Raw genomic sequence first — 25,037 nt, forward strand, 5'->3', positions numbered from 1 at the left:
TTAAGCTTATAAACATCATCTGGATTGTTAACGCTCCAGACTCCACAAAATGTATCATAATACGCTGCTCCAGTGACGAAAACTCTTTTTTACCAAGCGGACGACTCAATTCCAACAGTTGAGTTATTAACGGCAACAAGTGAAGCACTGTTGATAATACTATGTAAAGGCGTAGTGTTATCAAGAATTATGCGTTCTTGTTCATAAATATAATTATAAAACTCTTTTTCATAACGCCCCTTATATAAGGGGTGTTCTCGTACAACAATTTGATATATATCTGGTACGTTTTCATTAAGAAATTTTATAATATTATAATGATTAACAAAGACAGGGCTATGAATGATCATATTGACATCATGCGGTACCTGTGCTGCAAACAAAACTAATGGCTTATCTTCAGGTTTCTTCGCCAATGTATTTTTTTGTACCGATTGGTTTGGTTTGGGAAATCTCTCTGTGATTTCACTACGGGAGAAGAAATAAATAAGAAATATATTAATTATTTTGTCAATACCACGAAAAAACCGTAAACGTTTAAATTTCTTGTTTTTATTTTTATTTATTGTCAAAGTTAGCACATCTTTATGATCAACATATTTATCAACCGGGAAATATGCAATTTGGCGCACAATTGAATTAGCATTAACACCTACAGTATCAACAAATGTTGTATCAAATGCTCCTTGCTCGAAGTAATAAATTTTAATATCTAATTTTTTGGCGACTTCAATAAATGCAACACATTGCATTCGTGAGTCACCACTTACGATTAGAACATCGGCCTTCTTCCTAATCAAATAAGAATAAGCAAAATCAATATAGGCGCAAGACACCATTCTATAGTAATTTTCATGTATAGGATCACTTGTAACATGATATTTGGCGACTTTTGCAAGATCGATATTTTTATAAAAATTAGCTCTTGCTGATTGAAGGTATTTTTTTTTATTAACAATATATTTGCACCATACGCTTGGTGTTAACCAAGTAAAAACAGACAATTTCGCAAGGCCATACAGAAAGCCGCTACTAAAGATTGTAACATAATAAAAAGTTGCTTTCCTTACATGCTTCTTTCTTTAGTGCATTAAAAAAACGAGCAAAATCATCGTAAAATCCTATGCCTACTATATTCATTTTTGCTCCAACAATGCTCTTAGCCAGCTTGAAATGCTATATCTATTAATCGTAGATGGAGAGTAAGAACATTCTTTTTGTGATGTATTAACGAAATGAATAATATTTTTTTCATTAATATCATTCAAAATAAAATGTTTATTAGGATCAAAAAAGTCGTAATGCCTAATATTATCATTCGTTGTGATGATTTTCTTATTATATGCTAAAGCTTCCATAGTACGCATCGTTAATCCTGATTGCTTAGGATGGGAAACATCCAACACAAACTCAGCTGATTGCATCTCCTTTAAATAGAATTCATAGGGTAAAGGTTTTAAAATCACCTTATCTAAAGAATCATTCCTAAGACTTTTTTTTCGTAGAAAAGAAAACCAGAATATGAGCCGACTTGGGAAATAAAGATTAAATTTAAAATTAATATTATTGCTAACGGCTATATTATGGATTTTCGAAATAATATCAAGTCGCGTGCTATGTACCGAACCGATAAAAATGATTTTCTTCTTCTCTATCTTATCAATCTCTTGTGGCTTCACTGAAAAAAACAATGGCAAAAAAGTAAAACCAAACTTTTTCGCGTCATTGTAATCAAATGTATAAATACGATTACAGAACCCGAAAAGGCTCGATATATATTTTTTGTTTTTAAGTGAATCCCATAAATAAAGTACAACTTGAGCTTCTGGATATTCCTTCTTAAGCAACATCAGGGTGTCTTTTCCTAATGCTTCGGGATTTATGATAAGAATAGTATTTATATATTTTACATGAGAAATACTCTCAGAGAATATCTCTATAATATCTTTTAGTAATTACAGAAAAGAACTTTCCTCCTAGTAATCGCAATGTGATTTTGAAAAAAGTTGCATTTGAGGGGCGTTCATCAAATGAATGAACAATATAGCCTTGCTTTACAAGCTCATTCTTTATTATTTCCCGATAATTATAAAAATTTGGGCATAATAATAATACATTATCCATATTATTTATCTTATAGCTTAGAAATTGTTTGCAATGCGGACAGAATTACTTGATGCATATCATAATATTTATATTCTGCCAATCTACCACCGAAAATAACATTTTTTTCTTTACTTGCTAATTTCCTGTATTCTTTATAAAGTTGATTGTTTTTTTCGTCATTTACAGGATAATAAGCTTCCATACCTTTACGCCACTCCATCGGGTATTCCTTAGTGATAACTGTATGTCCAGTTTCTACAGGGTCAAAGTGTTTATGCTCAATGATTCGAGTAAATGGTACTTCTCTTTCAGTATAGTTAACCACAGCATTCCCTTGGAAATTTTCTTCAGCAAGTTCTACTGTATCAAACTTTAATGATCTATATTCTAACTCACCCAATGAATAATCGAATATTCATCAATAGAGCCCGTATAAATGATAGTAGCCCCCATTGAATTATACTCATCACGCTTGGATAAATAATCAACATTCAACTTGACAGTAATACCTTCAAGCATTTTTTGATCAACCCAGTATAGCCTCCAATAGGGATTCCTTGGTATTTATCAGAAAAATAATTATTATCAAATGTAAAACGTACTGGTAAACGCTTAATTAAAGGAGGCAACTCTGTCGCTCTACGACCCCATTGTTTTTCAGTATAACCTTTGATAAGCGTTTCAGTATACATCCTTACCAACCAAACTAATTGCTTGCTCTTCTAAATTTTCCGGTGTTTTATTATTTAATTCGGCTTTTTGAGATTCTATTTTAGCCTTAGCTTCAAATGGAGTTACTGTTCCCCAAAGTTGATAAAAAGTATTCATATTAAATGGCAAGTTATAGAGTTTATCTTTATATTTAGCCATTGGAGAATTAGTGAAGCAATTAAATTCAACGAATTTATTTACATAATCCCATACTTCTTTATTATTAGTATGGAATATATGTGCACCATACTTATCAATATGAATGCCTTTGTTATTTTCAGTATAAATATTTCCACCAATGTGTTCTCGTTTTTCCAACACAAGGACTTTATAATTCATTTTATGTAATTCGTGTGCGCAAACACTACCGAAAAGTCCAGATCCCACAATAATATAATCGTACATATAGCTCACCACTTAAATAAAGGAATATTTAAACGAAAAATTGCACTCATCATGCATAATGTAATAACTGCCTCGGTGATTGATATTAGCTACTGCTGCACCTTCTGCCTGAAAATTAAATGCCAGAAGAGTAACTAGCATAATATTAAATACCCCACCAATTATAATAACCTTGCTAAAAACACGTTTATGGCCAATAGTAAGTAACGTTTGTATACCAAGAACATTGCTTATCGATACTATGAAAGGTACCCAAGAAAGAATTTGAAAAACTATTATGACCTCTTGAGTTCCTCCCTTGCCATAAATCATGGGGATAAAAATCCCTGCGCTTATACTACAAATAATACTGACCATAAAGCCTAATGTTGACTGAATAGCCAGTAATTTACGTAAAAAACGGAAAACAATATCCTTGGGCTGATCGCGCATCATTCGGGTAATTTTAGGATATAGAGCCTGAGAAACTGGATTTAAAAGGCCTTGAAGTGCTTGTCTTAATTTATCAGCAGCGGAAAATACTCCAAGTACATATGGCCCACATATTGCCCCCAGTAGAACCGGTGTAGAAACGGTATATAAACTCATGGCAGCAGAAGATAGGAAAAAGTGCCAAGACATTTTGATCTCAATCCAAACATGAATTATTTTAGGTATGCAGAATGAAACCCGTTTCAACTAAATATTTTTATCAGAGCTAGAATTCCAGCAATCAGATTTGCTGAACCCATAATCAAAGCTGCAATAGCTATATCAGAACTATCTTTTACGAAGATAAATATGAATGGTACTGTTGACAATTTAGCGGATATATTCGCAATAGCTATATTGCTCATTTTCTCTTCGCCCTGGAAGAACCAAATAGGGAATAGAACATCACCAAATACAGCAATAAATGACAACCAAATAATGTATTTTACTTCTGCGAAATAACTAAATTGATTTGTTATAATAATTAACATGCTAAAGCTAACAATAGAGAAAAGTAGTTTCGCAGTAAGCACTGAAAAAAATATTCTGCTACGCTCTTTTTTATCGTCTCGAGCTTCAGCTATTCTTTGTGTTGCGGAATAATTAAACCCGAATTGTGTAAATATCAGGAAGTATTGCATAAATGCAGTGTTAAAAGTTAGCAAACCATATCATGAACAGTTAGCACCCTAACTAAATAGGGTAAGGTAATTAATGGAAGAATATAGTTCATACCCTGTACAAGACTGAGTGAAATTATATTATTTACAGTCTTATTTTTAAATACTTGCAGAGGTCTCATGATTTGAGAGCCTTATTTATTATAAAAGAAAACACTCGTGAAGGCAGTAACAGGAAAGAATATGCGCTGACTTTTTCTTTTATTGTTAGCAATTCATTAGTAATTATATCGCTTAATTTATATCGTGCGTAATATTCTTTAGCCGTGTAGCATACTTATGAATGCAATTATAGCGATTAAGCCTGATGATATTATCTATCAAACACTTTTTGACAAAGTAATAATTATACACATTTGGAAGATCTTTTTTTAAGTGGCAGCGTCTGCAGTACAACCTGCTCATAGACATTATATACGTCAAATATTTTGGTATTAAACAAGGCTTGTTTAGTTATCGAACCAGGTCTTTGTCGATAATATACTAGAGGTTCTTTGATTACAGAAACTTTAGATGCCTTTAACAGCAAAGGGACAGACACAGCTGTATCCTCATACCATAAGCCAGATGGATATACCGCATTCGACTCTATGAAAAATGTCCGCCGATAAATTTTATCCCATGCAGCTACTTTGACATCTTTGAAAATTTTTGTCTTTTCCCGAGGAGCAACACTGATATATTCTTTGCTTGAACTGTACTTTTTTTAGTTCATTAGAATCATCATATGCCATATAAAAGCCACAGCAAACGATATCGTCGTTATTTTTTATAGCTTTTTCGTAAAGTATTTTATAAGCATCATTTACGACCCAATCATCCGAGTCCAAAAATGCAATATAATCACCGGTTGCATATCTCACACCAGTATTTCTTGCTTCGCTAAGACCCATGTTATTTTGGGTTATGTGGATGATATTTGTATAGCTAGATGCAAACTCCTTAATTATTTGTTCTGACCCATCAGTTGAACCATCATTAACAATAATAATTTCGATTGATGACAGAGATTGATTTACCAGGCTATCAAGACATTTTCTTAAATCTATTCCACATTATAAACAGGTACAATAATAGATACTTTAGGCATTTTGTTTTACTCTAACAACAAGTTTCAATAAAAACAGCACGAACAACAATCTGATTATGGTTGGAAGCAGACCCAGCATACTTTCAGTAAATACTGTCAACAAAACTGTTGGAGCAATAATATAATACAATACCGGATAAAGAACACCTTCATACTTGCGATAGTATAGGAAATTCAACAAAGCACCGTATGCAAAAAAATACACTATAGAGCCGATTTCACCGTAATATTTATACATAACGCCAAAAGCAGTAAAAGTATTTGTCTTGATAGTATCATTAAGCCAAATGCTATCTGCCACAATGTTGATTGCATTATCCGATGCTATACCTAATAGTTGCTCTGCATAAATAGCCGTATTAGGTAGGTAAAGTGCATCTAGATTTCAGTAATTCACTAAAGGCAGGAAATCCGCCAAAAACATACATGACCAAATATTCAAGACCAAACCCATTAGTGCTTCGTATAGTTCCTGCCAGCATAAAAAAAATAAAGAACAGGATAGAGTATTTCATTATTGGTTTGATTAGATACTTATGCCTATCAAGGTAAATAAATGTTAAACTAAGTATATCCATAACACCTTGCCAACGACTCCCCATCATTCCTGCATACATGAGGCGAGCCACTAGGCAAATTACAACCCATTTTTTTATACCCTGCGTCTTCAAGGCTAGAATTAATAATAATTCACCAAGTAATTATTTTTTATTATTCTCATTATCATTTGATTTCCCAACAAACCAGGATATGTTGCTTCATCAGGAAACATCTGCACAGAGCGAAGATAACCAACGTATTTTACAATTCCGCCAGAAAATCTTTGAGCTTCGAACAGTAAAATCAGTACTGCAAGGATTTGAATACAGAGGGAAAAAACAAAGAGAAATTTAAATCCTCTTTCATTTAAATATCCTTGTTGCGATACGCAGTTTTTTTTTCTAAAAAAGAGTGTGCCTAAGGAAAATGAAAAAAGCATAGTAACAATATATATATATGACTCGCTACTAATTTCAATGTAATTTATAAACCCAGCATTTATAGCACAGACACAAAACCAAACTGAAAGAAATATAAACCCAGGATGTCTAACATCCTTATAAAGAAAATAACAAAACACCATCAGAAGCGATATGATAGCATTCTATTGCTATTATTATTTTAAATATTCCCGGTGATGAGAAAAGTCGTTTCTGTAAATGCATGAATATGGCTCTCATATACAGTACCAGACCTTTAATATCCAGTGTTAAGATAAATAAGCAGAAATACTTAATGAACCATTTAAGTAAACTTATACCTGATCCAATATTTTTTAAGAATATAAGTATAATTTCTAAAATAACAATATTGTCTTAACTCTCCCTCTGGCAGATTGACTTTGAATTTGCCAAAGATAATTTTATATTTCACTCTATTTTCTGGATGAAAATGGAATGCATCTTTAACTGTTGCAATCTTCATTCCTGCCTGTAGGGCTCGTTGTTGATATTCATTTTCATCTCCCCAAATAAACATATCTGATTTCGGTAAACTGATTTCGTCAACATTTTTTTACTAAAAATGACACCATTAAAAGGATTGGCTTTACCTTCAATCAATTGTGTGTTTTTGTATTTTTCTTCGATATCGGAACGTGAGGTATTGCCATCGATTCCAAAACTGAGTTTACTATGATCTAATTCATTTAAAACGAGTGGACTTAAAAAATCATAACTATTAGTATACTTTAACATTTGATGGAGGCAGTTTTCATCTGGATAGCCATCATCATCCATCACCCAGCAATAATCATATTGCTGATCAAATGCAATTGACAACCCTTTATTAAAGCCACCAGCACCGCCAAGGTTAGACTGTAATCTGACATATTCAACTTCAATATTATTATTATTCCCGAACATGCCCTTTTCGTGTAGATAATTTTCTGTTCCATCTGTTGATGCGTTATCAATAATAATTATCTTGTTTAAAACCGCATCACGTTGAGAAATAATTGAATTTAGATGAAAATTAACAACTGTTTTCTATTAAAGGTTACCACTACCGCACAAATTCTCACACAATCCCCTTATTAATACTTTCTTTAAATTGGAAAATCATTTCCTTCATATCTTCGATCACATCATCAATTTTCAATTCAGGGATAGATTGTCTGAAAGTTTTATTATCTGTTATAGGAAAGCTCTCTTGGGCTGTAGTTTTAGTGTGCCAGTTTATCATACATCCTGTTTCTTTTTCTAAAATACTCGCAATTTCATTTGCAGAAACATTTTTGCCTGATGCTATATTAATTATTTTATTATCAGAATGATGAAGTTCACTGAAGAATATCGCAGCCTCAGCAACATTACCAACCGAAACGTAATCTTTAGCGTAAAGTTTATCAACATACATATTAACCTCCCTCTTTATAAGAGCATCTTTGATGATTGATGGGAGAAAAAGTGGGCTCTTGAGTGCAGTTCCATAAATATTACTTGGCCTGAGTATAACAATATCTTTATTACTTCGCAAAAGCATTTCTTCAGCGGCCAGTTTTGTTAAATTGAAAAGTCTTCGATTATCATTAAAACCAACAATCAAATCACTCTTCTCAGTTGAACAATCATTATTCATATATAAACGTGTAGATGATAAATACACCATCCTATTGAAGTTTGTAGATTTTAGAATTTTAACCAACAAATTGGTGTTTGCTTCAAATACATCATAAGGGCTATTATTGCAATCACCATTACCAGCACAATAAATAATTTTATCCAGCTGAGAGTTTTCTTTGAGACAATCATTTCTACCTATGACATCATAGGTTAGCCCCCTTTTATCGAGTTCCTGACAAATAGCCCGCCCCACAAAACCATTCCCGCCAATAATAGTGTACTTTGCCATATTACTTATTCTCCAGCATATTTTTATAATCCTGGAAGCTACCTAATATTTTATCCTTTGCAGATAGGATAGGTTTTTTGATAGGCCAGTCTATAGCAATTGTTTCATCATTCCAGGAGATCCCGGATTCACTTTCTGGATCATAGTATGTAGTGCATTTATAGTAGAACTCGGCATAATCACTGAGTACAGCAAATCCATGTGCAAAGCCAGGTGGGATATACATCTGGAGTTTATTATCTTCACTCAATATCACACTATAGTGTTGTCCAAACGTGGAAGAATTAGGACGTATATCTACTGCGACGTCAAAAACCTCACCTCGCAACGCTGTAACCAATTTACCCTGAGGATTTTTTTTCTGAAAATGAAGTCCTCGCAAAACTCCTTGTTGGGATGCTGAACGATTATCTTGCACAAATTCGACATCAATTCCGGCATTTTGATAGGCTCTTCTGTGGTACATTTCGTAAAAATAACCACGTGCATCACCAAAAACGGTGGGTTCGATCAAAACCAAGCCATCCAAAGGAGTTTCTACAATTTTCATAATAACACTCAAGATATTAATAAATTTCAATTTTGCTTTTCAGCTACGCTAATTTACTGTGACGATATAGAGTTATAAAAGACCTATACGTTCTCGCTTATAGCTACCGTCCTGAACACGAGAACACCATTCAGTATTTAGCAAATACCACTCTATAGTTTTACGGATTCCACTATTAAAAGTTTCCTGGGGCTTCCAGTTTAGATCGCGTGCAATTTTCTTGGCATTTATGGCATAACGCCTGTCATGACCTGGTCTATCTGCTACAAAGATAATCTGCTCACGATAGGAAGAAGCCTTTGGCACAATCTCGTCTAGTATGTCGCAAATCGTATATACTACATCGAGATTTTGTTTCTCGTTATTTCCGCCAATATTATAAGTCTCACCCGGCTTACCCTGGGTTACGACGGTGTAGAGCGCACGCGCATGATCTTCAACATACAACCAGTCGCGGATCTGGTCACCTTTGCCATAAATTGGCAGTGGTTTGCCATCGAGCGCATTCAGGATGACCAGCGGGATCAGTTTCTCAGGGAAATGATACGGGCCGTAGTTATTGGAGCAATTAGTGACGATGGTCGGGAACCCATAGGTACGCAGCCAGGCACGAACCAGATGGTCGCTGGAGGCTTTTGAAGCAGAATACGGGCTGCTTGGCGCATAAGCTGTGGTTTCGGTAAAGAGCGGCAGATCGGTAGAAGCCGGATGCTCGTCCGGGTGCGGCAGATCGCCATAAACTTCATCGGTGGAGATATGATGGAAACGAAACGCCTTCTTCGCTACATCATCTAAAGTGGACCAGTAAGCACGAGCCGCTTCGAGCAATACATAGGTACCGACGATATTGGTTTCAATAAACGCGGCCGGGCCGGTGATGGAACGATCGACATGACTCTCAGCCGCCAGGTGCATAACGGCATCCGGCTTATGCTCAGCAAAGATACGATCCATAGCATTCTTGTCGCAAATGTCCGCATGCTCAAAGACATATCTGGCGCTATCACTCACTTCGGTAAGCGACTCAAGGTTACCGGCATACGTCAGTTTATCCACATTGACGACTTCATCCTGGGTATTTTTAATAATATGTCGTACCACTGCTGAGCCGATAAAGCCGGCCCCGCCCGTCACAAGAATTTTCACGTGATCTGTTCCGTCTATTGAATTTGTCGAGATATTGGCGTTCTGATACCGGGTAATTAATATCGGCTTCAGAAATTTTGCACGCTACCGCCCCTGGCTTAACAGCTACCAGTGCACTGAGCGAAGTTTGAATAAATGATTTTTCTGGTCTGGATTCAGACAAAAACTGCCGTTAATTGTCGTCCTAAACGACCTCAGAAACAAGCACAAATCGTTACAAATCTGACCAGATTTAAATCAGATAAATCCATGTTATCATTAGAATTAATAACAAAAAACGGCAGCTACCATTTTGGTTATGTTTCAACATACCCAAATGATGACTGCCGCTTGTGCAAATCAAGTAAGAAAAAATCAGTCGTTAGCTAGCAACTTCTCAATCCGGCTTCTGAACTTCGCCCCTTCCTTCAGGTTGCGCAGCCCATAGTTCACAAACGCCTGCATGTAGCCCAGCTTCTTACCGCAGTCGTAGCTCTCACCGGTCATCAGCATCGCGTCAACAGACTGCTTCTTCGCCAGCTCGGCAATCGCATCGGTCAACTGGATACGATCCCAGGCGCCTGGCTCGGTTTTTTCCAGCTCGGCCCAGATATCTGCGTTCAGGACATAACGACCAACCGCCATCAGGTCAGAATCCAGCGTCTGCGGCTGATCCGGTTTTTCGATAAACTCAACGATGCGGCTCACCTGCCCTTCTGTCTCCAGCGCTTCTTTAGTCTGGATAACAGAGTACTCGGACAGATCGCCTTTCATGCGTTTCGCCAGCACCTGGCTGCGGCCTGTTTCGTTGAAACGCGCCACCATCGCCGCCAGGTTGTAGCGCAGCGGATCCGCAGAAGCGGTATCAATGATGATATCCGGCAGGACCACGATGAACGGGTTGTCGCCAACAACAGGGCGAGCACACAGGATGGAGTGGCCCAGGCCCAGCGGCTGCGCCTGACGCACGTTCATGATGGTCACGCCAGGAGGACAAATGGACTGCACTTCCGCCAGCAGTTGGCGTTTAACACGCTGCTCCAGCAGCGCTTCGAGTTCGTAAGAGGTGTCGAAGTGGTTTTCAACCGCATTCTTGGACGAGTGCGTAACCAGAACGATTTCTTTGATCCCTGCAGCAACAATCTCGTCGACGATGTATTGAATCATCGGCTTGTCGACGATCGGTAGCATCTCTTTAGGAATGGCTTTTGTGGCTGGCAGCATATGCATGCCCAGTCCGGCTACCGGAATGACTGCTTTCAAATTAATCATTATTTCTTCCACCTTAAAATGGTTGACGAATTATAGCTCTTAAACCTGTTTTCGCCAGTATGATTTGCCGTAATCCTGTAATGATATTACGCCTTAGCACCACAAATTACAGTAGTTGTAATCTGAATAGAATGCGATTCCGTGCCAGGAATAGTCGCAAAAAGCCCACTGACGATTATCTGTGCGGCAGCGCAAAATTCAGCCGTTCCGTATTCACCACATGCTGATCCACCCGGTCAATATCCACCGAGCTCTGCCCTTTCTCATTCACTGCTTTGATGTTTGCCAGTGACAGCAACGTCTCGTCTTTCGCCATAAACTTACCCCGCACATCCTTACGCAGGTCGAAGTTCAGCTTCAGCGCGGGTCCGATTGCTGCTTCCTGCATTACGTTGATATTGCGTAAGAAAAGGTGCTGAGGTTTGTTATGCAGTTCAAGCGTCGCGCGCTGCATGTCGACGTTGGTGATGGCCACAAACGAGGTCGCATTACCGGATGAAATTTGTATGCCGCGCAGCTTATAGGCAAGCTGGCTATTATCCAGACGAATATGGTTAAGCTTGAAGTTCTGCGGAATCGACAGGTAGTCACCTTTAATCACGCCGTAACCGATTAACATTCCGGCACTATTGACCATATCGACATTATCAATAACGAAATTATCACAGCCATAAATTGCTACCGTAGCATTGTCTATTCCCGCCTTTTTACTGAAATCAGGCGTAATATTTTTGGCCTTAATATTGCGGATAATAAAGTGTTTACCGTTCTCAACGTGCACCAGTTGGCGGCAGTTGCTGCCGGTGATATTGGCAACCACAAAGTTCTTCACGGTCTGTTTTTCCGGGTAGTCGTTGTCGTAGGTACTGCCCGCAAGGCCAATACCAATCCCCCAGTTAATCTTACCGTTGGTGCAGTTGATGTTGTCGATCACATGGTCGGAGATCAGAATATTGCGGTCATTGATGGCCACATTCCACTCGATCGCATCGCCCTGCAGGTGGCTGAATTTGCTGTTGGTGATGCGGGCACCATCCACCTGGTTGTGAAACCCCTGGCGCAGGATGGCGTAATTGGCCTGGCTCACGCGGATGTTATCAATGACCAGATTACGCATCACGCTGGGCTTTTTGCCGCCAATGTAGATTTGCGTTACCGGGCCAAATCCGCTCATCGCCAGCCCTTTGATGACACAGTCAGAGCCACGAACGTCAAGGGTAATATTTTCGGTACGGCCTTCGCCCTCACCGATGACTTTGCTGCCCTCCTGCAGAACAAAGCGCCCCCGGCCATTGCCGGTTAACGCCCCGCGAATCAGCAGCGTTTTGCCGTCAGGAATGAAAATGCCCGTGTTGATGTTTTTGCAGGTGAGCCCTGCAGGCACTACGACGGTGTCGCCTTCGTTAAACGCCTGCTTAAAGGCGGCGATCCAGTCGTTGTTATTGTACTGATTTACAGAGACCGTCTTGCCGGTTGCCGCCCGCGCAACGCGGGGCGACAGTAGCGGCATTGCCGCCAGGACGGAAAGAGAAGAGACAAAGCTGCGTCGGGTAATCTTTTTCAGCATACAACCTCGGCGTTACAACGTTTGCAGCAGGCTCGCTAACTGGCGATTGATCACCTGCTGGTTAAAATCTGCCTCGACTTTTTGTCGGGCATTGTGCAGCACGGGCTCCAGCGCCTGCTGGTCGATATCGCTAAACGCGGCCAGCCGATCGGCCAGGGCCATGGCGTTATTTTCGGGGACCAGCCAGCCGGAATGGTCTGACTTGATCAGCTCCGGGATCCCGCTGTGCAGCGTCGATACCACCGGAATCCCCACCGCCATCGCCTCCATCAGCGCCACCGGTATGCCTTCCATGTCGCCATCGGCGCCCGTAACGGACGGCAGCAGAAACACGTCGGCTTCATCGAGCATGGCCTTCACCTCGTGGCTCGGCTTAAAGCCCGGCATCTCCACGTGCGTTTCCAGCTCATACTGTTCAATAAGCGTACGCAGGCGACGCTCCCACGGGCCGATACCGAGTATGCGATAACGGAAATCCACCCCGCGCGCCTTGAGCTGGCGGCAGGCTTCAATCGCCACATGCAGCCCTTTTTTCTCGGTCAGTCGGGCAACAGAGATAATCTGCAGCGGTTTACCCGGCACCTTGACCGGACGTCGGGTAAAGCGCGCCAAATCCACCCCCATCCGCGAGACGGTGATTTTCTCGCCCGGGCAACCCATCTTTTTGAGGCGTCCGGCCCACAGGTCGCTGATGGGCAGCATCATGTCGCCGCGCTGGAACAGCTGCTGATACTCCGGCGTGTAGTGGTTCAGCACTTCACGGCTGGAGATATCAATGCCGTGGAAGATCGTGGCGATCTTCCCGTCAATCACCCCCAGCTCGCGCAGTTTGGCTGCGGTCACCCCTGCCGGGCCAAAGTGGGCGATAAAGACATCAGCGCGGTACGGCTGCGCCGTTTGCCCACAGATGGCCGACAGGATCAGATTGCGCGACTCCGCGCCATAGCGGGAGATGTTCAGCGCTCGCCAGGTCGACGCGCGATGGAGCCCGCGTAAAGTCTGGCTGGCACGGTAGCGCAGCTTGTTCACTTTTCCGGATGGCTCATCCTGCAGCCAGCGGGTTTTCGCCTCCAGCCCATACTGGGTATACGCCGCATGGGTGTTTTGCGTATCGCCCTTTTGCAGGGCGATAATTTCCACGTCATATCCCATATCGATAAACGCGGTGATTTGATTGAGTACAAAGGTTTCAGACGACAGTGGAAATTTCAGTAAGAAGAAACCAACCTTCATTTCCCCTCCCGCACGCGGTCAAGCACAGACTTCACCATCCCCATTCCCTTTTCGCGCTCGGCTTTCACTGCCACGGCCAGGCGCTCATTCACGGCGGGCAGTTGCCCAAGGGTGTCGCCCACCATTGCGCCGAGCGAGCCATCCAGCAGATGACGGATATCCACGGCCATTTCCGGCATCCCCAGCTGCTGCATAATCCCGGCAGACTTGTGCTCATAGTTGATGGCAATGGCCGGCGTGCCGAAGTTCATCGAGATGATGGCAGAGTGCAGACGGGTACCCACGGTCAGGTCACAGGCTGAGAGCAGTTTGCCCATCTCCAGATCGTTCAGTTCGTCCATCACCACGTGATACCGGGACGGATCGTTCACCAGATGGCGCAGGTTAAGCGCCACCATGCGATCATCCTTGTTGTAGCTATCGATACCGGTACAGGTGGAGAGCGCCAGCACCTGATAACCGCTGTCCAGCACGCGGTTAACGACCTCGGCAAAGGCCTTCTCGTAGGCGGCCTGAGTCGTACCTAAACGCTTATCAAAAGGTGCCAGCTCGCGCAGGGTAATGGCGACGGTTTTCTGTTTTGCCGCCACGTCCAGCCAGTGCTGCACCGCGTAGCTCGGCTGGAAGCTGTCGTCCTGGTGATCCACCAGCCACGCGGTATCCACGCCGTGCTCGACTTTCGAGGTGTCGATCTCGCTGCGCTTCATCATGTCGAGGCTGACTGACTCACGCAAAATCAGGGCATCGCAGTGGCCAAACACATAGTTTGCCAGCTGGTTGAACTGAGGTTCCTGGAATGGCCCGACGCTGTGACCAATCATAAACAGCGGCTTCTTCGCCATAAAGGTACAGAGCGCATGCTCAAACTGCGGCACGCCGTAGAGATCGACGAAGAACGAACCGCCCACCTGAATAATGGCGTCATAGCCGGAAAGCAGACGCACGAAATCGGTAAAGCCCTGCGCAATGGCGATGTTGCGCAGCTTGCCGGTGTCGGTTACGCGAGAAAGCAGCACCTGATGCTGGTAGCGGCGACGCAACACTTTCTTCACGCGTCCCATCACGCCCGCAGCGTTATTGTGCTGTTTCATCTGGCTGTAGAGCGGGTCGCCCATCACCGGGCGGTTCAGTAACCAGGATGAGCTGACCGGGTAACGGCTCATCACGTCCACTTCTGTCTCAGGCTTAAGGGTGTTAATTGCATCCAATAAACCGCGCAGGATGGCGCTGTCGCCACGGTTGCCGCAGGTATGGTTGCCAAGAATTAATAATTTCATAATGGCCTCTTAAATAACTAGCCTGCGCGAAGCAGCGTTTTCATTTTTTCGTTACGGCAAAACTGGCGCTTCATCTCCACTACCATCGCATTGCGTGACAGCACAATCATCACCCCAAACGCCAGCGCGCCCGCGGCAACCTGCACTGCCAGCAGCGCGGCCAGCGGCAAATGGCCCTTCAGGAGCACGCCCAGACCGTAGCTCACCACCAGGGTCGGCAAGGAGAGATAAAACGGCAGCCACAGGCTCAGGATGTACTGACGGTAGCTGGAGCCCAGCACTGGCTTGATCATGATGAAGTAGCTCAGCACGGTGTTGATGATTTGCACCAGCAGAAAGCCCAGCGTGACGCCAATGGCGCCCGCCATGTGTCCGCCGACGATAATTGCCGGAATAAACAGAAAGGTTTTAAATACGTTGAATTTAAAGCTGATATCCACGCGCGCTTTCGCCATCAGCAGGGAGCCAATCGGGTTACCCACGGAGCGCAGCAGCCCCACCACACAGAGCAACTGCAGGATCGGGATGATGCTGTTCCACTTCTCGCCAAATACCAGCGGCACAAAGTTGCTCGACACCACCATCAGACCCAGCAGTACCGGGAAGTTAATAATGCCGACCACGGAGAGCAGCTTGTAGAAGTTGACGCGCAGCTTTTCAGTGTCGTCCTGAATTTTGGCGAACGCCGGGAACAACACGCGGGTGATAATCGGGTTGAGCTTCATCGGCGGGACGACCGCAACGTTGTAGGCCAGGTTATAACCCCCCGCGACGCTCGCCCCCAGAATGCGCGCCAGCACCAGCGTGGAAAGGTTGGTATTGACGTAGTTGATGATGCTGTCGGCCGTCAGCCAGGCGCCAAAACGCAGGTTCGAGGAGACGGACGCCAGGGAAAAATGCAGCCCCGGGCGGTAGATCTTGCGGCCAAAGTAGCCGAACAGCAGCGTGCGCACGGCAGAGTTAACCAGATACCCCAGAATAGCGGTCATCGCCAGCGGCCAGAAATGGGCGCTCACCACCGTGAAGGTAAAGCCCGCCAGCACGGCGCTGGTTTCAATCATGCCGATCTTGTTGAACTCCAGTTCTTTTTGCATCAGCGCGCGGAACTGCTGCCCGTGCGGGATCACCACAAAGGCAAACGACAGCGTGCGCATCAGCGGGGCCAGATCCGGGTTGTGCAGCACGCTGGCGATCACATCGCTCAGCAGGAACACCAGCATAAAAACAAATATCCCCAGCCCCACGTTCAGCCAGTAGAGCGTGGTCAGCTCCAGCTGGCTAATCTCTTTGCGCTGGATAATCGAGTTGGCGATACCGAAGTCAGACAGCGTGTCGGCCAGCGCGATAATCACCAGCGAGACGGTCAGCAGACCGAACTGATGATTATCGATAATGCGCGCCAGCACGGTCATCTGCACCAGCCCCAGGCCAATGATGACGATAGTCGCCATCGCTGACCACTTGGCGCCGCTGATGGTTTTTTCACGTAAGCTCATCTTAGTACGCCGCTTTGTTCACGAAACCTTTGAAGATGGTCAGAAAAACAATTTTGATATCGAACCAGAGGCTCCACTCACGGATGTACTCAAGGTCGAATTCAATACGTTTTTCCATTTTTTCCAGCGTGTCGGTTTCACCGCGCCAGCCGTTGATTTGCGCCCAGCCGGTAATGCCTGGCTTCACTTTATGGCGCAGCATGTAGCCTTCAATCAGCGAGCGGTACTGCTCGTTATGGGCAACCGCGTGCGGACGTGGCCCGACAATCGACATACCGCCAGTAAAGACGTTGATAAACTGCGGCAGCTCGTCCAGCGAGGTGCGGCGCAGGAAATTCCCCACCCGGGTCACGCGCGGATCGTTCTGCGTAGCCTGCGTCACCACTTTGTCGTTCTCCATCACCTTCATGGAGCGGAATTTCCACACCATGATCGGCTTACCGTCCATGCCGTAGCGCGTCTGACGGAAGATGACCGGGCCGGGAGAGCTCAGTTTCACCGCCAGGGCAATGCAGCACAGCACCGGAGAGATCAGCAGAAGGATCAGCGAAGAGAGCACAATGTCTTCCAGGCGTTTGAGAACACGGTTGATACCTGACAGCGGCGTGTCGTACAGCGGCACTACCGGTACACCGTTCACCTCTTCGATACGGGAATGGAGAATGTTGAAGGTAAAGACGTCCGGAATGAGGATCACGGAACAGGTGGTGTCCGCCAGGTCGCGCATCAGTTTCTTAATGCGGGACTCCTCTTTCATCTGCATGGCAATGTAGACGTTGTGAATTTTGCCCGCTTTCGCATCGTCAATAAGCTGGTCGTAGTTGCCCGCCCAGTCCGACGGCACGCCACCCGGTTTCGCGTCGTGGTAGATCCCAACCACTTCAAAACCTAACCACGGCTCTTTGCGGAAGCTATCAAGCAGCACCTGGCCCACCGGCAGATCGCCGGCAACGGCGACATAGCGGCGGTTGTAACCACGGTTACGCAACCAGCCCGCGCCAAAGCGGATCAGGGAGCGGCAAACCACCATGCCGACGCTGGTTAACAGATACCAGCAAAGATACGTCACCAGACGATTATCAAAATCATGGCTGAACGCCACCAGGCCCGCGCTGAAGATCAGGCTTAAGGTCCAGTTCTGCAGTAACAACATCAGTTCGGTGGTCATCTTGACGCCACGCCACGAACGATAGAAATCCGTCATCCCGCCGATCATCTGAAACACGACCAGCGCAATCAGTGCCATCAGCAGGTGCATGTATAAGAACGATTGCCCGCTGATCCAACACACCGCCCACAATCCGCCGACCATGATGGTGATATCAGAAAAACGCTGCACCATAGAGATTAACGATGCATTCGTTCTCGCTCGTTCGCGCTTTTTTAGATTCGTCATCGTTGTTCCTGTATTCGGTTTCCCCTCCCACCGGGAGGGGCAAATATTACTGATTCAACAGCGCCAGAATGTCCTTCGTTCGGGCTTCCATCAGCGCGGTGTCGGCGCGGGATTCCACGTTCAGGCGCACCACCGGCTCGGTATTGGACGAGCGCAGGTTAAAGCGCCACTGCGGGAACGCCATGCTGATACCGTCGGTACGGTCAATTTCCAGCGCGTGAATGGCAAAGTGCTGCTCCACGCGGGCAATGGCCTCAGCCGGCTGCGCCAGTTTGCTGTTGATCTCTCCACTTGCCGGGAAGGCCGCCATACGGTCGCGCACCAGCTCGCCCAGGGTCTGACCTTTCAGGCACAGCAATTCGGTCACCAGCAGCCACGGGATCATCCCGCTGTCGCAGTAGGCAAAATCGCGGAAGTAGTGATGGGCGCTCATCTCGCCGCCGTAGATGGCGTCTTCTTCGCGCATACGCTCTTTAATAAACGCGTGACCGGTTTTGGACATCACCGGCGTGCCGCCTGCCGCTGACACCACGTCAACGGTGTTCCAGGAGAGACGCGGGTCATGAATGATCTTCGCCCCCGGATTTTTCTCGAGGAACGCTTCCGCCAGCAGGCCGACAATGTAATAGCCCTCGATGAACTGCCCTTTCTCGTCGAACAGGAAGCAGCGGTCGAAATCGCCGTCAAAGGCGATGCCCATATCCGCACCGTGTTCAATCACCGCATTGCGGGTGTCGTCGCGGCACTCTGGCAGCAGCGGGTTCGGGATACCGTTCGGGAAGTTGCCGTCCGGGGTGTTGTGTACCTTGACGAAGGTCACCGGCACGTTCAGCGCCTTAAAGCGGGCTTCCAGGGCATCCACCACCGGGCCCGCCGCGCCGTTGCCGGAGTTAATGACCAGCTTCAGCGGCTTAAGGTTCGCCACGTTGATGTAACCCAGCAGGTGATCGATGTACTCTTTACGCAGATCGATCTGCTTGTAGCTGCCGCGTGCAGACTCGTTCACCGGCGGGAAGTCGTTGGCTTCCGCCAGACGCTGCACGTCGCGCAGGCCGGTATCGCCGCTGATAGGGCGCGCACCCTTGCGCACCAGCTTCATGCCGTTGTAATCCATCGGGTTATGGCTGGCCGTGACTTCAATCCCGCCGTCCACGCCCAGGTGGAAGGTGGCAAAATAGATCTCTTCGGTACCGGAAAGGCCGATATCCAGCACGTCCACGCCCGCGTCCTGCAGCCCTTTCGCCAGCGCCAGCTTCAGGGATTCGCTGGTCAGACGCACGTCGCCACCCAGTACGATAGTTTTCGGTTTCAGGTATTCGCCGTACGCGCGGCCGATGCGCCACGCAATGTCTTCATTCAGCTCTTCACCCAGCTTGCCGCGAATATCGTAGGCTTTAAAACAGGTTAACTTTTCCATCATGACCCCTTTTTCAGGCAACAGTTGGCCCGCCCAATTAACAGGCAAAATATTTTTTATTCATTCGTAGGCCCGGTAAGCACAGCGCCACCGGGCATGATGCGAAGCGGTTACACCCGGCCGTAGCGGTCCTGGAAACGGACAATATCGTCCTCTTCCAGATACGCGCCGGAGCGCACTTCAATTAAATCGAGAGGTATCTTCCCTGGGTTTTCCAGACAGTGTGTCGCCCCCAGCGGAATATAAATTGACTCGTTTTCACCGAGCAGTTTCACTTCACCGTCGATGGTCACTTTGGCGGTACCCGCCACCACCACCCAGTGCTCGGCACGATGGTGATGCATCTGTACCGACAGGCCTTCGCCCGGCTTCACGGTAATGCGCTTCACCTGGTAACGTTCGCCCGCATCGATGGAGTCGTATTTGCCCCACGGCCGGTACACTTCGCGGTGAATATGGTGCTCGTGGCGACCGTCGGCTTTGATCTTCTCCACCACCTTTTTAACGTCCTGCACGGCGTTACGGTCGGCAATCAGCACGGCGTCTTTGGTCTGGACGACCACCAGATCCTTCACCCCCACCGTGGTCACGAGGCCGGATTCGGCGTAGACGTAGCTGTTCTCGGTTTTGTGGCTAATCACATCACCGTGATGGACGTTACCCTCCGGGGTATGCGCGCTGATCTCCCACAGGGAGGACCAGGAGCCAACATCGCTCCAGCCTGCATCCATCGGCACCACCACCGCATCCGCCGTGCGCTCCATCACCGCATAGTCAATGGACTCTTCCGGGCAGGCGAGGAAAGCGGCTTCGTCGACGCGAATAAAGTCGAGATCCGGATCCACCACGTTCATGGCTTTTTCGCAGGCGCCCAGGATATCCGGACGATACTTTTGCAGTTCTTCCAGATAGCGACCGGCGCGGAACAGGAACATACCGCTGTTCCAGTAGTATTCACCGCTGGCAACGTAGGCCTGCGCGGTTTCCAGATTCGGTTTCTCAACGAACTGCGCCACGTCAAACGCCACGCTGTCGCCTTCGCCCGGCGTCACGCTGCCGCGGCGGATATAGCCATAGCCGGTTTCTGGCAGATCCGGGACGATGCCGAAGGTCACCAGCTTGCCGCTTTCTGCGTAAGGAATGGCCGCCCGCACTGCGTCGCGGAACGCCTCTTCCTGCTGAATGACGTGGTCTGCCGCCAGGACCAGCATCAGCGGATCGCAATCCGGGCTGCTGCGTTTTGCCGCCAGCGCCGCCAGGGCAATGGCTGGGGCGGTATTTCGTCCGGCAGGCTCCAGAATGATGTTTTCTGTGAGTTTGTTCAGCTGGCGCAGCTGCTCGGCAACAATAAAGCGGTGCTGTTCGTTACAAATCACCACCGGGCTTTCACACTCCACACCCTGCAGACGGTTAACCGTCGTTTGCAGCATGGTGAGATCCCCTTTCAGGCAGAGGAACTGTTTTGGATAGAGCACGCGGGACAGCGGCCACAACCGGCTACCAGAGCCACCTGCCATCACAACCGGATACAACGTGGTTTGACTCATGATTTATCCCCGTATATCTGCAATAAATTGGCTCAGCACGTTCTCTTTCTCGAGCGTGCGTTCGGCATATTCACGTGCCACCGTGTTCACTTTTGGCATGGCGAGTGCCTGTTCAATTCCGGTCACCAGCGCCGGAACCGATTCCGGCTCCACGCAAACGGCGATCCCCGGGTAGCTGTCACACAGCTGGCCTAATTCGGTTTCAGCTTCTGCCGTGATCACGGCGTTCCCGCCCACGGCCAGAATGTTGGTCAGCTTGGACGGCAGCACCGCATCCGCCGCGCCGCGCTTTTGCACCACCAGATGGCAGTCACCCATCTTCAGCAGCGCAGGCAGCGCCTCGTAAGACTGAAGCGGGAAGAATTTCACGTTAGTCAGGCCGCGTTCACTGGCCATCTTCTCCAGACGCGCTTTTCCGCCGCCCTGACCGACAATCACAAACATCCACGGATGTTCGCTAAGCTGTTGAGCCGCCTCGATAACGTTCTCCAGCCCCTGCTTTTCGCCGATATTGCCTGAATAAAGAATGATTTTTTGGTCATCAGGCAAACCGAGCTCTGCGCGAAGCGCCTGCGCGTCGTGTTCTGTTACGTCACGGAAACGGGCCACTTCGGACCAGTTCGGGAAAAAGATCACCTTTTCCGGCGCGACGCCCTTCTCCTGCGCTTTGTTCATCATCGAGCGCGAGATGGTGGAGACATAATCCACGTTATGCAGACCGCTGCGCTCAAAAGCGCTGGCGAGTTTCGCCACTTTGCCGCCCTTGCCTTTACCTGCCATCCCCAGGCCCAGCATGGCGTCGACTTCATAATCCTGAATGTGCAGCAACGTGCGCGCACCGGAGAGCTTGCCCAGCAGCCGCATGCCCGGCGTGCAGAACAGCGTCGGTACCACGCCGATGATGCGATCCGGCTTCCAGCGACGCTGCGCCATCAGCGGGAAGAAACTGCTCAGGGCAAAGCTGCCCAGATGAATTAAACGTTTCAGCGTCGAGGGCTGCTTCGGCACGTACAGCGGGCAACGCCAGACGGTCGCAGCGCCCTCTTCGCGGCGATAGCGCCAGCTGGAGTAGCGCTCGCCCACTTTCCATTCCGGGTAGTACGGCGGCGCGGTAATGACCCGCACGTCATGTCCCTGGCTCGCCATCCACTCGACCATCTCGCCGGTGTATTTCCCGATACCGGTCAATTCCGGCGAGTAGTTGATTCCATATACGAGGATCTTCATAGTCCCGGCACCTCAGACTGACGATCGGCCAGGAAATAGGCACGACTGTTGTCATGCACATTGTCGCTGGCCAGCAGCGCCTCTGGCGTCTGCCAGCGGTAGTCGTCGTGCTGAGAATCAGGCAGACGCAGGTCTGCCTCACTCACCTTCAGGCGGAACCCCAGCACGATGTAGTGCGTGGTGAAGCCGGTGCCTGAAAAGTTATCGTCATAGAAGTGCTGCCAGACCCCGTAAAACTGGCCTGCTGCCATCGGCAGTTGCAGGCCCAGTTCCGCCAGAGTGAGACGCTCAAACGCGTTGGCCAGCGTCTCATCCTTCTGCACGCGCCCGCCGGGCACGAACCAGAAGCCCTGAGCAGGACGATTGGTTCGTTTCCCCAGCAAGAACTCGCCGCGTTCGTTCTCCACGATCAAATCAATTGAGATGAGCGGAGTGGAGCGCACTACCGTGGCAAAATCTTCCTGACTTAAAAACATTGTTACCCCCGGAAGCGGTGCTGGTTTTCCAGGAACCACTGGTAGGTACTTGCCAGCCCTTGTTCCAGCGACACCTCGTGATACCAGCCCAGCTGATGCAGACGGGTGACGTCCAGCAGTTTGCGCGGCGTGCCGTCCGGTTTGGTGGCGTCAAACACCACGCGGCCCTTGTAGCCCACCACCTGGGCGATGGTCTGCGCCAGCTCGCGAATGGTGCAATCCACGCCAGTGCCAACGTTGATGTGCGACAGCATCGGCTCGGTGTTCTCCTGCCACACCTCGCGATCCAGCTCCATCACGTGAATGCTGGCCGCGGCCATGTCATCCACGTGCAGGAATTCGCGCATCGGCGTGCCGCTGCCCCACACCACCACATCCGGTGCGTTCTCGGCGGTCGCCTCGTGGAAACGACGCAGCAGCGCCGGGATCACGTGCGAGTTGCTCGGGTGGAAGTTATCGTGCGGCCCGTACAGGTTGGTCGGCATCACCGAGCGATAGTCACGGTTGTACTGACGGTTGTAGGACTCGCACAGCTTGATCCCGGCAATTTTGGCAATGGCGTACGGCTCGTTGGTTGCTTCCAGCGTCCCCTGCAGCAGTTCGCTCTCGGCGATCGGCTGTTTCGCCATTTTCGGGTAGATACAGGATGAGCCGAGGAACAACAGCTTGTTCACGTTGTGCAGATGCGCCGCGTGAATGATGTTGCTCTCAATCATCATGTTCTCGTAGATGAAATCTGCCGGGTAAGTGTTGTTAGCGACAATGCCGCCCACTTTTGCCGCCGCCAGATACACCTGATCGATACGTTCATTGGCAAAGAAGTCCTGTACCGCACGGCTATCGAGCAGATTCAGCTCGTCGCGGGTACGGACAACCACTTCCACGTCACCGCGCTGCTCCAGCTGGCGAACAATCGCGGAACCCACCATTCCGCGATGACCGGCGACAAAAATACGTTGTTTTGTCATTCTCAGGACTCCAGCGCGATGGCAACCTCGTAGCCATGAGATTTGAGCAGGGAGTGTTTTTTCGCTGCTTCAAGATCTTTGGCTACCATCTCAGAGACCATCTCCTGCAGAGTGGTTTCTGGTTTCCAGCCCAGTTTCTCGTGCGCTTTGGTTGGGTCGCCCAGCAGGGTTTCCACTTCCGCAGGACGGAAGTAACGCGGGTCAACCTGCACAATCACATCACCTGGTTTCACGCCCGGTGCGTCATGGCCGGTCACAGAGACAACGATCCCCTTCTCTTCCACGCCAGTGCCTTCGAAGCGCAGTTTGATACCCAGCTGTGCGGCAGCCATTTCCACGAATTGACGGACGGAGTACTGCACGCCGGTCGCAATCACGAAGTCTTCTGGCTGCTCCTGCTGCAGCATCATCCACTGCATCTTCACGTAGTCTTTGGCATGGCCCCAGTCACGCAGGGAGTCCATATTGCCGAGGTGCAGGCAGGATTCCAGACCCTGAGCGATGTTGGCGATAGCGCGGGTAATTTTACGGGTCACGAAGGTTTCGCCACGACGTGGGGATTCGTGGTTAAACAGAATGCCGTTACAGGCGTACATGCCGTAAGATTCACGGTAGTTTACGGTGATCCAGTAGGCATACAGTTTGGCTACCGCGTAAGGAGAACGTGGGTAGAACGGGGTGGTTTCTTTCTGCGGGATTTCCTGCACCAGACCGTACAGTTCAGAGGTGGATGCCTGGTAGAAACGGGTTTTCTTCTCAAGGCCGAGGAAACGAATCGCTTCCAGCAGACGCAGCGTACCCATCGCGTCAACGTCAGCGGTGTATTCCGGGGATTCGAAAGAAACCGCTACGTGGCTCATCGCGCCCAGGTTGTAAACTTCATCCGGCTGTACTTCCTGCAGGATGCGGGTCAGGTTGGAGGTATCGGTCAGGTCGCCGTAGTGCAGATGGAATTTCGGGTTCGCCGCATGCGGATCCTGGTAAATATGATCCACACGTTCCGTGTTGAAAGAAGAAGCACGACGCTTAATACCGTGAACTTCATAACCTTTTTCCAGCAGTAACTCTGCCAGGTAAGAACCATCCTGCCCGGTAACGCCGGTGATGAGAGCGACTTTAGACATGTTTATA

At 47.5% G+C, this 25,037-nt stretch carries 21 protein-coding genes and 1 pseudogene; all 22 read right to left on the minus strand.

What is annotated here, in order from left to right; translation table 11 throughout:
* Nucleotides 1-89: 89 nt before the first annotated feature.
* The 22 genes and pseudogenes from ACQG19_RS16320 to gmd all read right to left on the minus strand — a co-directional run bounded on the left by ACQG19_RS16320 (nt 90) and on the right by gmd (nt 25,030).
* Entirely contained in the window at nt 90-1,004 is a 915-nt protein-coding gene (locus tag ACQG19_RS16320; RefSeq protein WP_426725958.1) for a hypothetical protein, read from the minus strand.
* Nucleotides 1,005-1,136: 132 nt separating this feature from the next.
* Nucleotides 1,137-1,850 carry a hypothetical protein gene (locus ACQG19_RS16325; RefSeq protein ID WP_426725959.1) on the minus strand — a complete coding sequence of 238 codons (714 nt, stop codon included), beginning with the start codon at nt 1,848-1,850 and terminating at the stop codon, nt 1,137-1,139.
* 284 nt (nt 1,851-2,134) lie between these two features.
* A pseudogene (gene glf / locus ACQG19_RS16330) lies at nt 2,135-3,222 on the minus strand (UDP-galactopyranose mutase).
* Between the two features lie 12 nt (nt 3,223-3,234).
* Entirely contained in the window at nt 3,235-3,843 is a 609-nt protein-coding gene (locus tag ACQG19_RS16335) for an oligosaccharide flippase family protein (RefSeq protein WP_426725960.1), read from the minus strand.
* A gap of 53 nt (nt 3,844-3,896) precedes the next feature.
* Complete coding sequence (locus ACQG19_RS16340) at nt 3,897-4,358, minus strand: oligosaccharide flippase family protein (RefSeq protein ID WP_426725961.1); 462 nt, start codon at nt 4,356-4,358, stop codon at nt 3,897-3,899.
* A gap of 629 nt (nt 4,359-4,987) precedes the next feature.
* The gene (locus ACQG19_RS16345; protein WP_426725995.1) at nt 4,988-5,422 is read right to left on the minus strand and encodes a glycosyltransferase family 2 protein; all 435 of its coding nucleotides are present in this window, start codon (nt 5,420-5,422) and stop codon (nt 4,988-4,990) included.
* Nucleotides 5,423-6,923: 1,501 nt separating this feature from the next.
* Entirely contained in the window at nt 6,924-7,460 is a 537-nt protein-coding gene (locus tag ACQG19_RS16350; protein WP_426725996.1) for a glycosyltransferase, read from the minus strand.
* A gap of 61 nt (nt 7,461-7,521) precedes the next feature.
* Nucleotides 7,522-8,355, minus strand: a complete 834-nt coding sequence (locus ACQG19_RS16355) for an NAD-dependent epimerase/dehydratase family protein (RefSeq protein WP_072656536.1) — start codon at nt 8,353-8,355, stop codon at nt 7,522-7,524.
* 1 nt (nt 8,356) lies between these two features.
* Nucleotides 8,357-8,905 carry a dTDP-4-dehydrorhamnose 3,5-epimerase gene (gene rfbC, locus ACQG19_RS16360; RefSeq protein WP_205918418.1) on the minus strand — a complete coding sequence of 183 codons (549 nt, stop codon included), beginning with the start codon at nt 8,903-8,905 and terminating at the stop codon, nt 8,357-8,359.
* A gap of 72 nt (nt 8,906-8,977) precedes the next feature.
* Nucleotides 8,978-10,051: a dTDP-glucose 4,6-dehydratase gene (gene rfbB, locus ACQG19_RS16365; protein WP_246932234.1), complete on the minus strand. Its 1,074-nt coding sequence runs from the start codon at nt 10,049-10,051 to the stop codon at nt 8,978-8,980.
* A 354-nt stretch (nt 10,052-10,405) separates the two neighbouring features.
* Complete coding sequence (galF, locus tag ACQG19_RS16370) at nt 10,406-11,302, minus strand: GalU regulator GalF (protein ID WP_013097865.1); 897 nt, start codon at nt 11,300-11,302, stop codon at nt 10,406-10,408.
* A gap of 175 nt (nt 11,303-11,477) precedes the next feature.
* Nucleotides 11,478-12,869 (minus strand): colanic acid biosynthesis protein WcaM, encoded by a 1,392-nt coding sequence (gene wcaM, locus ACQG19_RS16375; RefSeq protein WP_218655974.1) that lies wholly within the window; start codon nt 12,867-12,869, stop codon nt 11,478-11,480.
* Nucleotides 12,870-12,881: 12 nt separating this feature from the next.
* Entirely contained in the window at nt 12,882-14,102 is a 1,221-nt protein-coding gene (wcaL, locus tag ACQG19_RS16380) for a colanic acid biosynthesis glycosyltransferase WcaL (protein ID WP_020690194.1), read from the minus strand.
* Nucleotides 14,099-15,379 carry a colanic acid biosynthesis pyruvyl transferase WcaK gene (wcaK, locus tag ACQG19_RS16385; protein ID WP_021558691.1) on the minus strand — a complete coding sequence of 427 codons (1,281 nt, stop codon included), beginning with the start codon at nt 15,377-15,379 and terminating at the stop codon, nt 14,099-14,101. The genes wcaL and wcaK overlap by 4 nt, the downstream gene beginning before the upstream one ends.
* Before the next feature lie 17 nt (nt 15,380-15,396).
* Nucleotides 15,397-16,875, minus strand: a complete 1,479-nt coding sequence (gene wzxC / locus ACQG19_RS16390; RefSeq protein WP_246932232.1) for a colanic acid undecaprenyl disphosphate flippase WzxC — start codon at nt 16,873-16,875, stop codon at nt 15,397-15,399.
* 1 nt (nt 16,876) lies between these two features.
* Entirely contained in the window at nt 16,877-18,271 is a 1,395-nt protein-coding gene (gene wcaJ, locus ACQG19_RS16395) for an undecaprenyl-phosphate glucose phosphotransferase (RefSeq protein ID WP_014832616.1), read from the minus strand.
* Between the two features lie 46 nt (nt 18,272-18,317).
* On the minus strand, nt 18,318-19,688 hold the full coding sequence (gene cpsG, locus ACQG19_RS16400) for a colanic acid biosynthesis phosphomannomutase CpsG (protein WP_013097871.1): 1,371 nt from the start codon (nt 19,686-19,688) through the stop codon (nt 18,318-18,320).
* Between the two features lie 110 nt (nt 19,689-19,798).
* A complete protein-coding gene (cpsB, locus tag ACQG19_RS16405; protein WP_045294484.1) occupies nt 19,799-21,235 on the minus strand; it encodes a mannose-1-phosphate guanyltransferase in 1,437 nt (478 codons plus the stop codon).
* A 3-nt stretch (nt 21,236-21,238) separates the two neighbouring features.
* Nucleotides 21,239-22,462: a colanic acid biosynthesis fucosyltransferase WcaI gene (wcaI, locus tag ACQG19_RS16410; RefSeq protein WP_013097872.1), complete on the minus strand. Its 1,224-nt coding sequence runs from the start codon at nt 22,460-22,462 to the stop codon at nt 21,239-21,241.
* Complete coding sequence (locus ACQG19_RS16415) at nt 22,459-22,938, minus strand: GDP-mannose mannosyl hydrolase (RefSeq protein WP_013097873.1); 480 nt, start codon at nt 22,936-22,938, stop codon at nt 22,459-22,461. The genes wcaI and ACQG19_RS16415 overlap by 4 nt, the downstream gene beginning before the upstream one ends.
* Nucleotides 22,939-22,940: 2 nt before the next feature.
* On the minus strand, nt 22,941-23,906 hold the full coding sequence (gene fcl / locus ACQG19_RS16420; RefSeq protein ID WP_013097874.1) for a GDP-L-fucose synthase: 966 nt from the start codon (nt 23,904-23,906) through the stop codon (nt 22,941-22,943).
* Nucleotides 23,907-23,908: 2 nt separating this feature from the next.
* Nucleotides 23,909-25,030 carry a GDP-mannose 4,6-dehydratase gene (gmd, locus tag ACQG19_RS16425; RefSeq protein ID WP_003863514.1) on the minus strand — a complete coding sequence of 374 codons (1,122 nt, stop codon included), beginning with the start codon at nt 25,028-25,030 and terminating at the stop codon, nt 23,909-23,911.
* Between the last annotated feature and the right edge of the window lie 7 nt (nt 25,031-25,037).

The organism is Enterobacter cloacae complex sp. 277I4 (genome assembly GCF_050031465.1).
Lineage (GTDB): Bacteria > Pseudomonadota > Gammaproteobacteria > Enterobacterales > Enterobacteriaceae > Enterobacter > Enterobacter cloacae.

What these genes read in the sequence shown, in the direction of transcription:
- cpsG (WP_013097871.1), bottom strand. Translation starts at nt 19,688, where the DNA reads ATGGAAAAGTTAACCTGTTTTAAAGCCTACGATATTCGCGGCAAGCTG.
- wcaL (WP_020690194.1), bottom strand. Translation starts at nt 14,102, where the DNA reads ATGAAGGTTGGTTTCTTCTTACTGAAATTTCCACTGTCGTCTGAAACC.
- fcl (WP_013097874.1), bottom strand. Translation starts at nt 23,906, where the DNA reads ATGACAAAACAACGTATTTTTGTCGCCGGTCATCGCGGAATGGTGGGT.
- wcaK (WP_021558691.1), bottom strand. Translation starts at nt 15,379, where the DNA reads ATGAAATTATTAATTCTTGGCAACCATACCTGCGGCAACCGTGGCGAC.
- ACQG19_RS16325 (WP_426725959.1), bottom strand. Translation starts at nt 1,850, where the DNA reads ATGTTGCTTAAGAAGGAATATCCAGAAGCTCAAGTTGTACTTTATTTA.
- wcaI (WP_013097872.1), bottom strand. Translation starts at nt 22,462, where the DNA reads ATGAAGATCCTCGTATATGGAATCAACTACTCGCCGGAATTGACCGGT.
- wcaJ (WP_014832616.1), bottom strand. Translation starts at nt 18,271, where the DNA reads ATGACGAATCTAAAAAAGCGCGAACGAGCGAGAACGAATGCATCGTTA.
- ACQG19_RS16355 (WP_072656536.1), bottom strand. Translation starts at nt 8,355, where the DNA reads ATGGCAAAGTACACTATTATTGGCGGGAATGGTTTTGTGGGGCGGGCT.
- ACQG19_RS16335 (WP_426725960.1), bottom strand. Translation starts at nt 3,843, where the DNA reads ATGTCTTGGCACTTTTTCCTATCTTCTGCTGCCATGAGTTTATATACC.
- rfbC (WP_205918418.1), bottom strand. Translation starts at nt 8,905, where the DNA reads ATGAAAATTGTAGAAACTCCTTTGGATGGCTTGGTTTTGATCGAACCC.
- ACQG19_RS16415 (WP_013097873.1), bottom strand. Translation starts at nt 22,938, where the DNA reads ATGTTTTTAAGTCAGGAAGATTTTGCCACGGTAGTGCGCTCCACTCCG.
- galF (WP_013097865.1), bottom strand. Translation starts at nt 11,302, where the DNA reads ATGATTAATTTGAAAGCAGTCATTCCGGTAGCCGGACTGGGCATGCAT.
- gmd (WP_003863514.1), bottom strand. Translation starts at nt 25,030, where the DNA reads ATGTCTAAAGTCGCTCTCATCACCGGCGTTACCGGGCAGGATGGTTCT.
- wcaM (WP_218655974.1), bottom strand. Translation starts at nt 12,869, where the DNA reads ATGCTGAAAAAGATTACCCGACGCAGCTTTGTCTCTTCTCTTTCCGTC.
- cpsB (WP_045294484.1), bottom strand. Translation starts at nt 21,235, where the DNA reads ATGAGTCAAACCACGTTGTATCCGGTTGTGATGGCAGGTGGCTCTGGT.
- wzxC (WP_246932232.1), bottom strand. Translation starts at nt 16,875, where the DNA reads ATGAGCTTACGTGAAAAAACCATCAGCGGCGCCAAGTGGTCAGCGATG.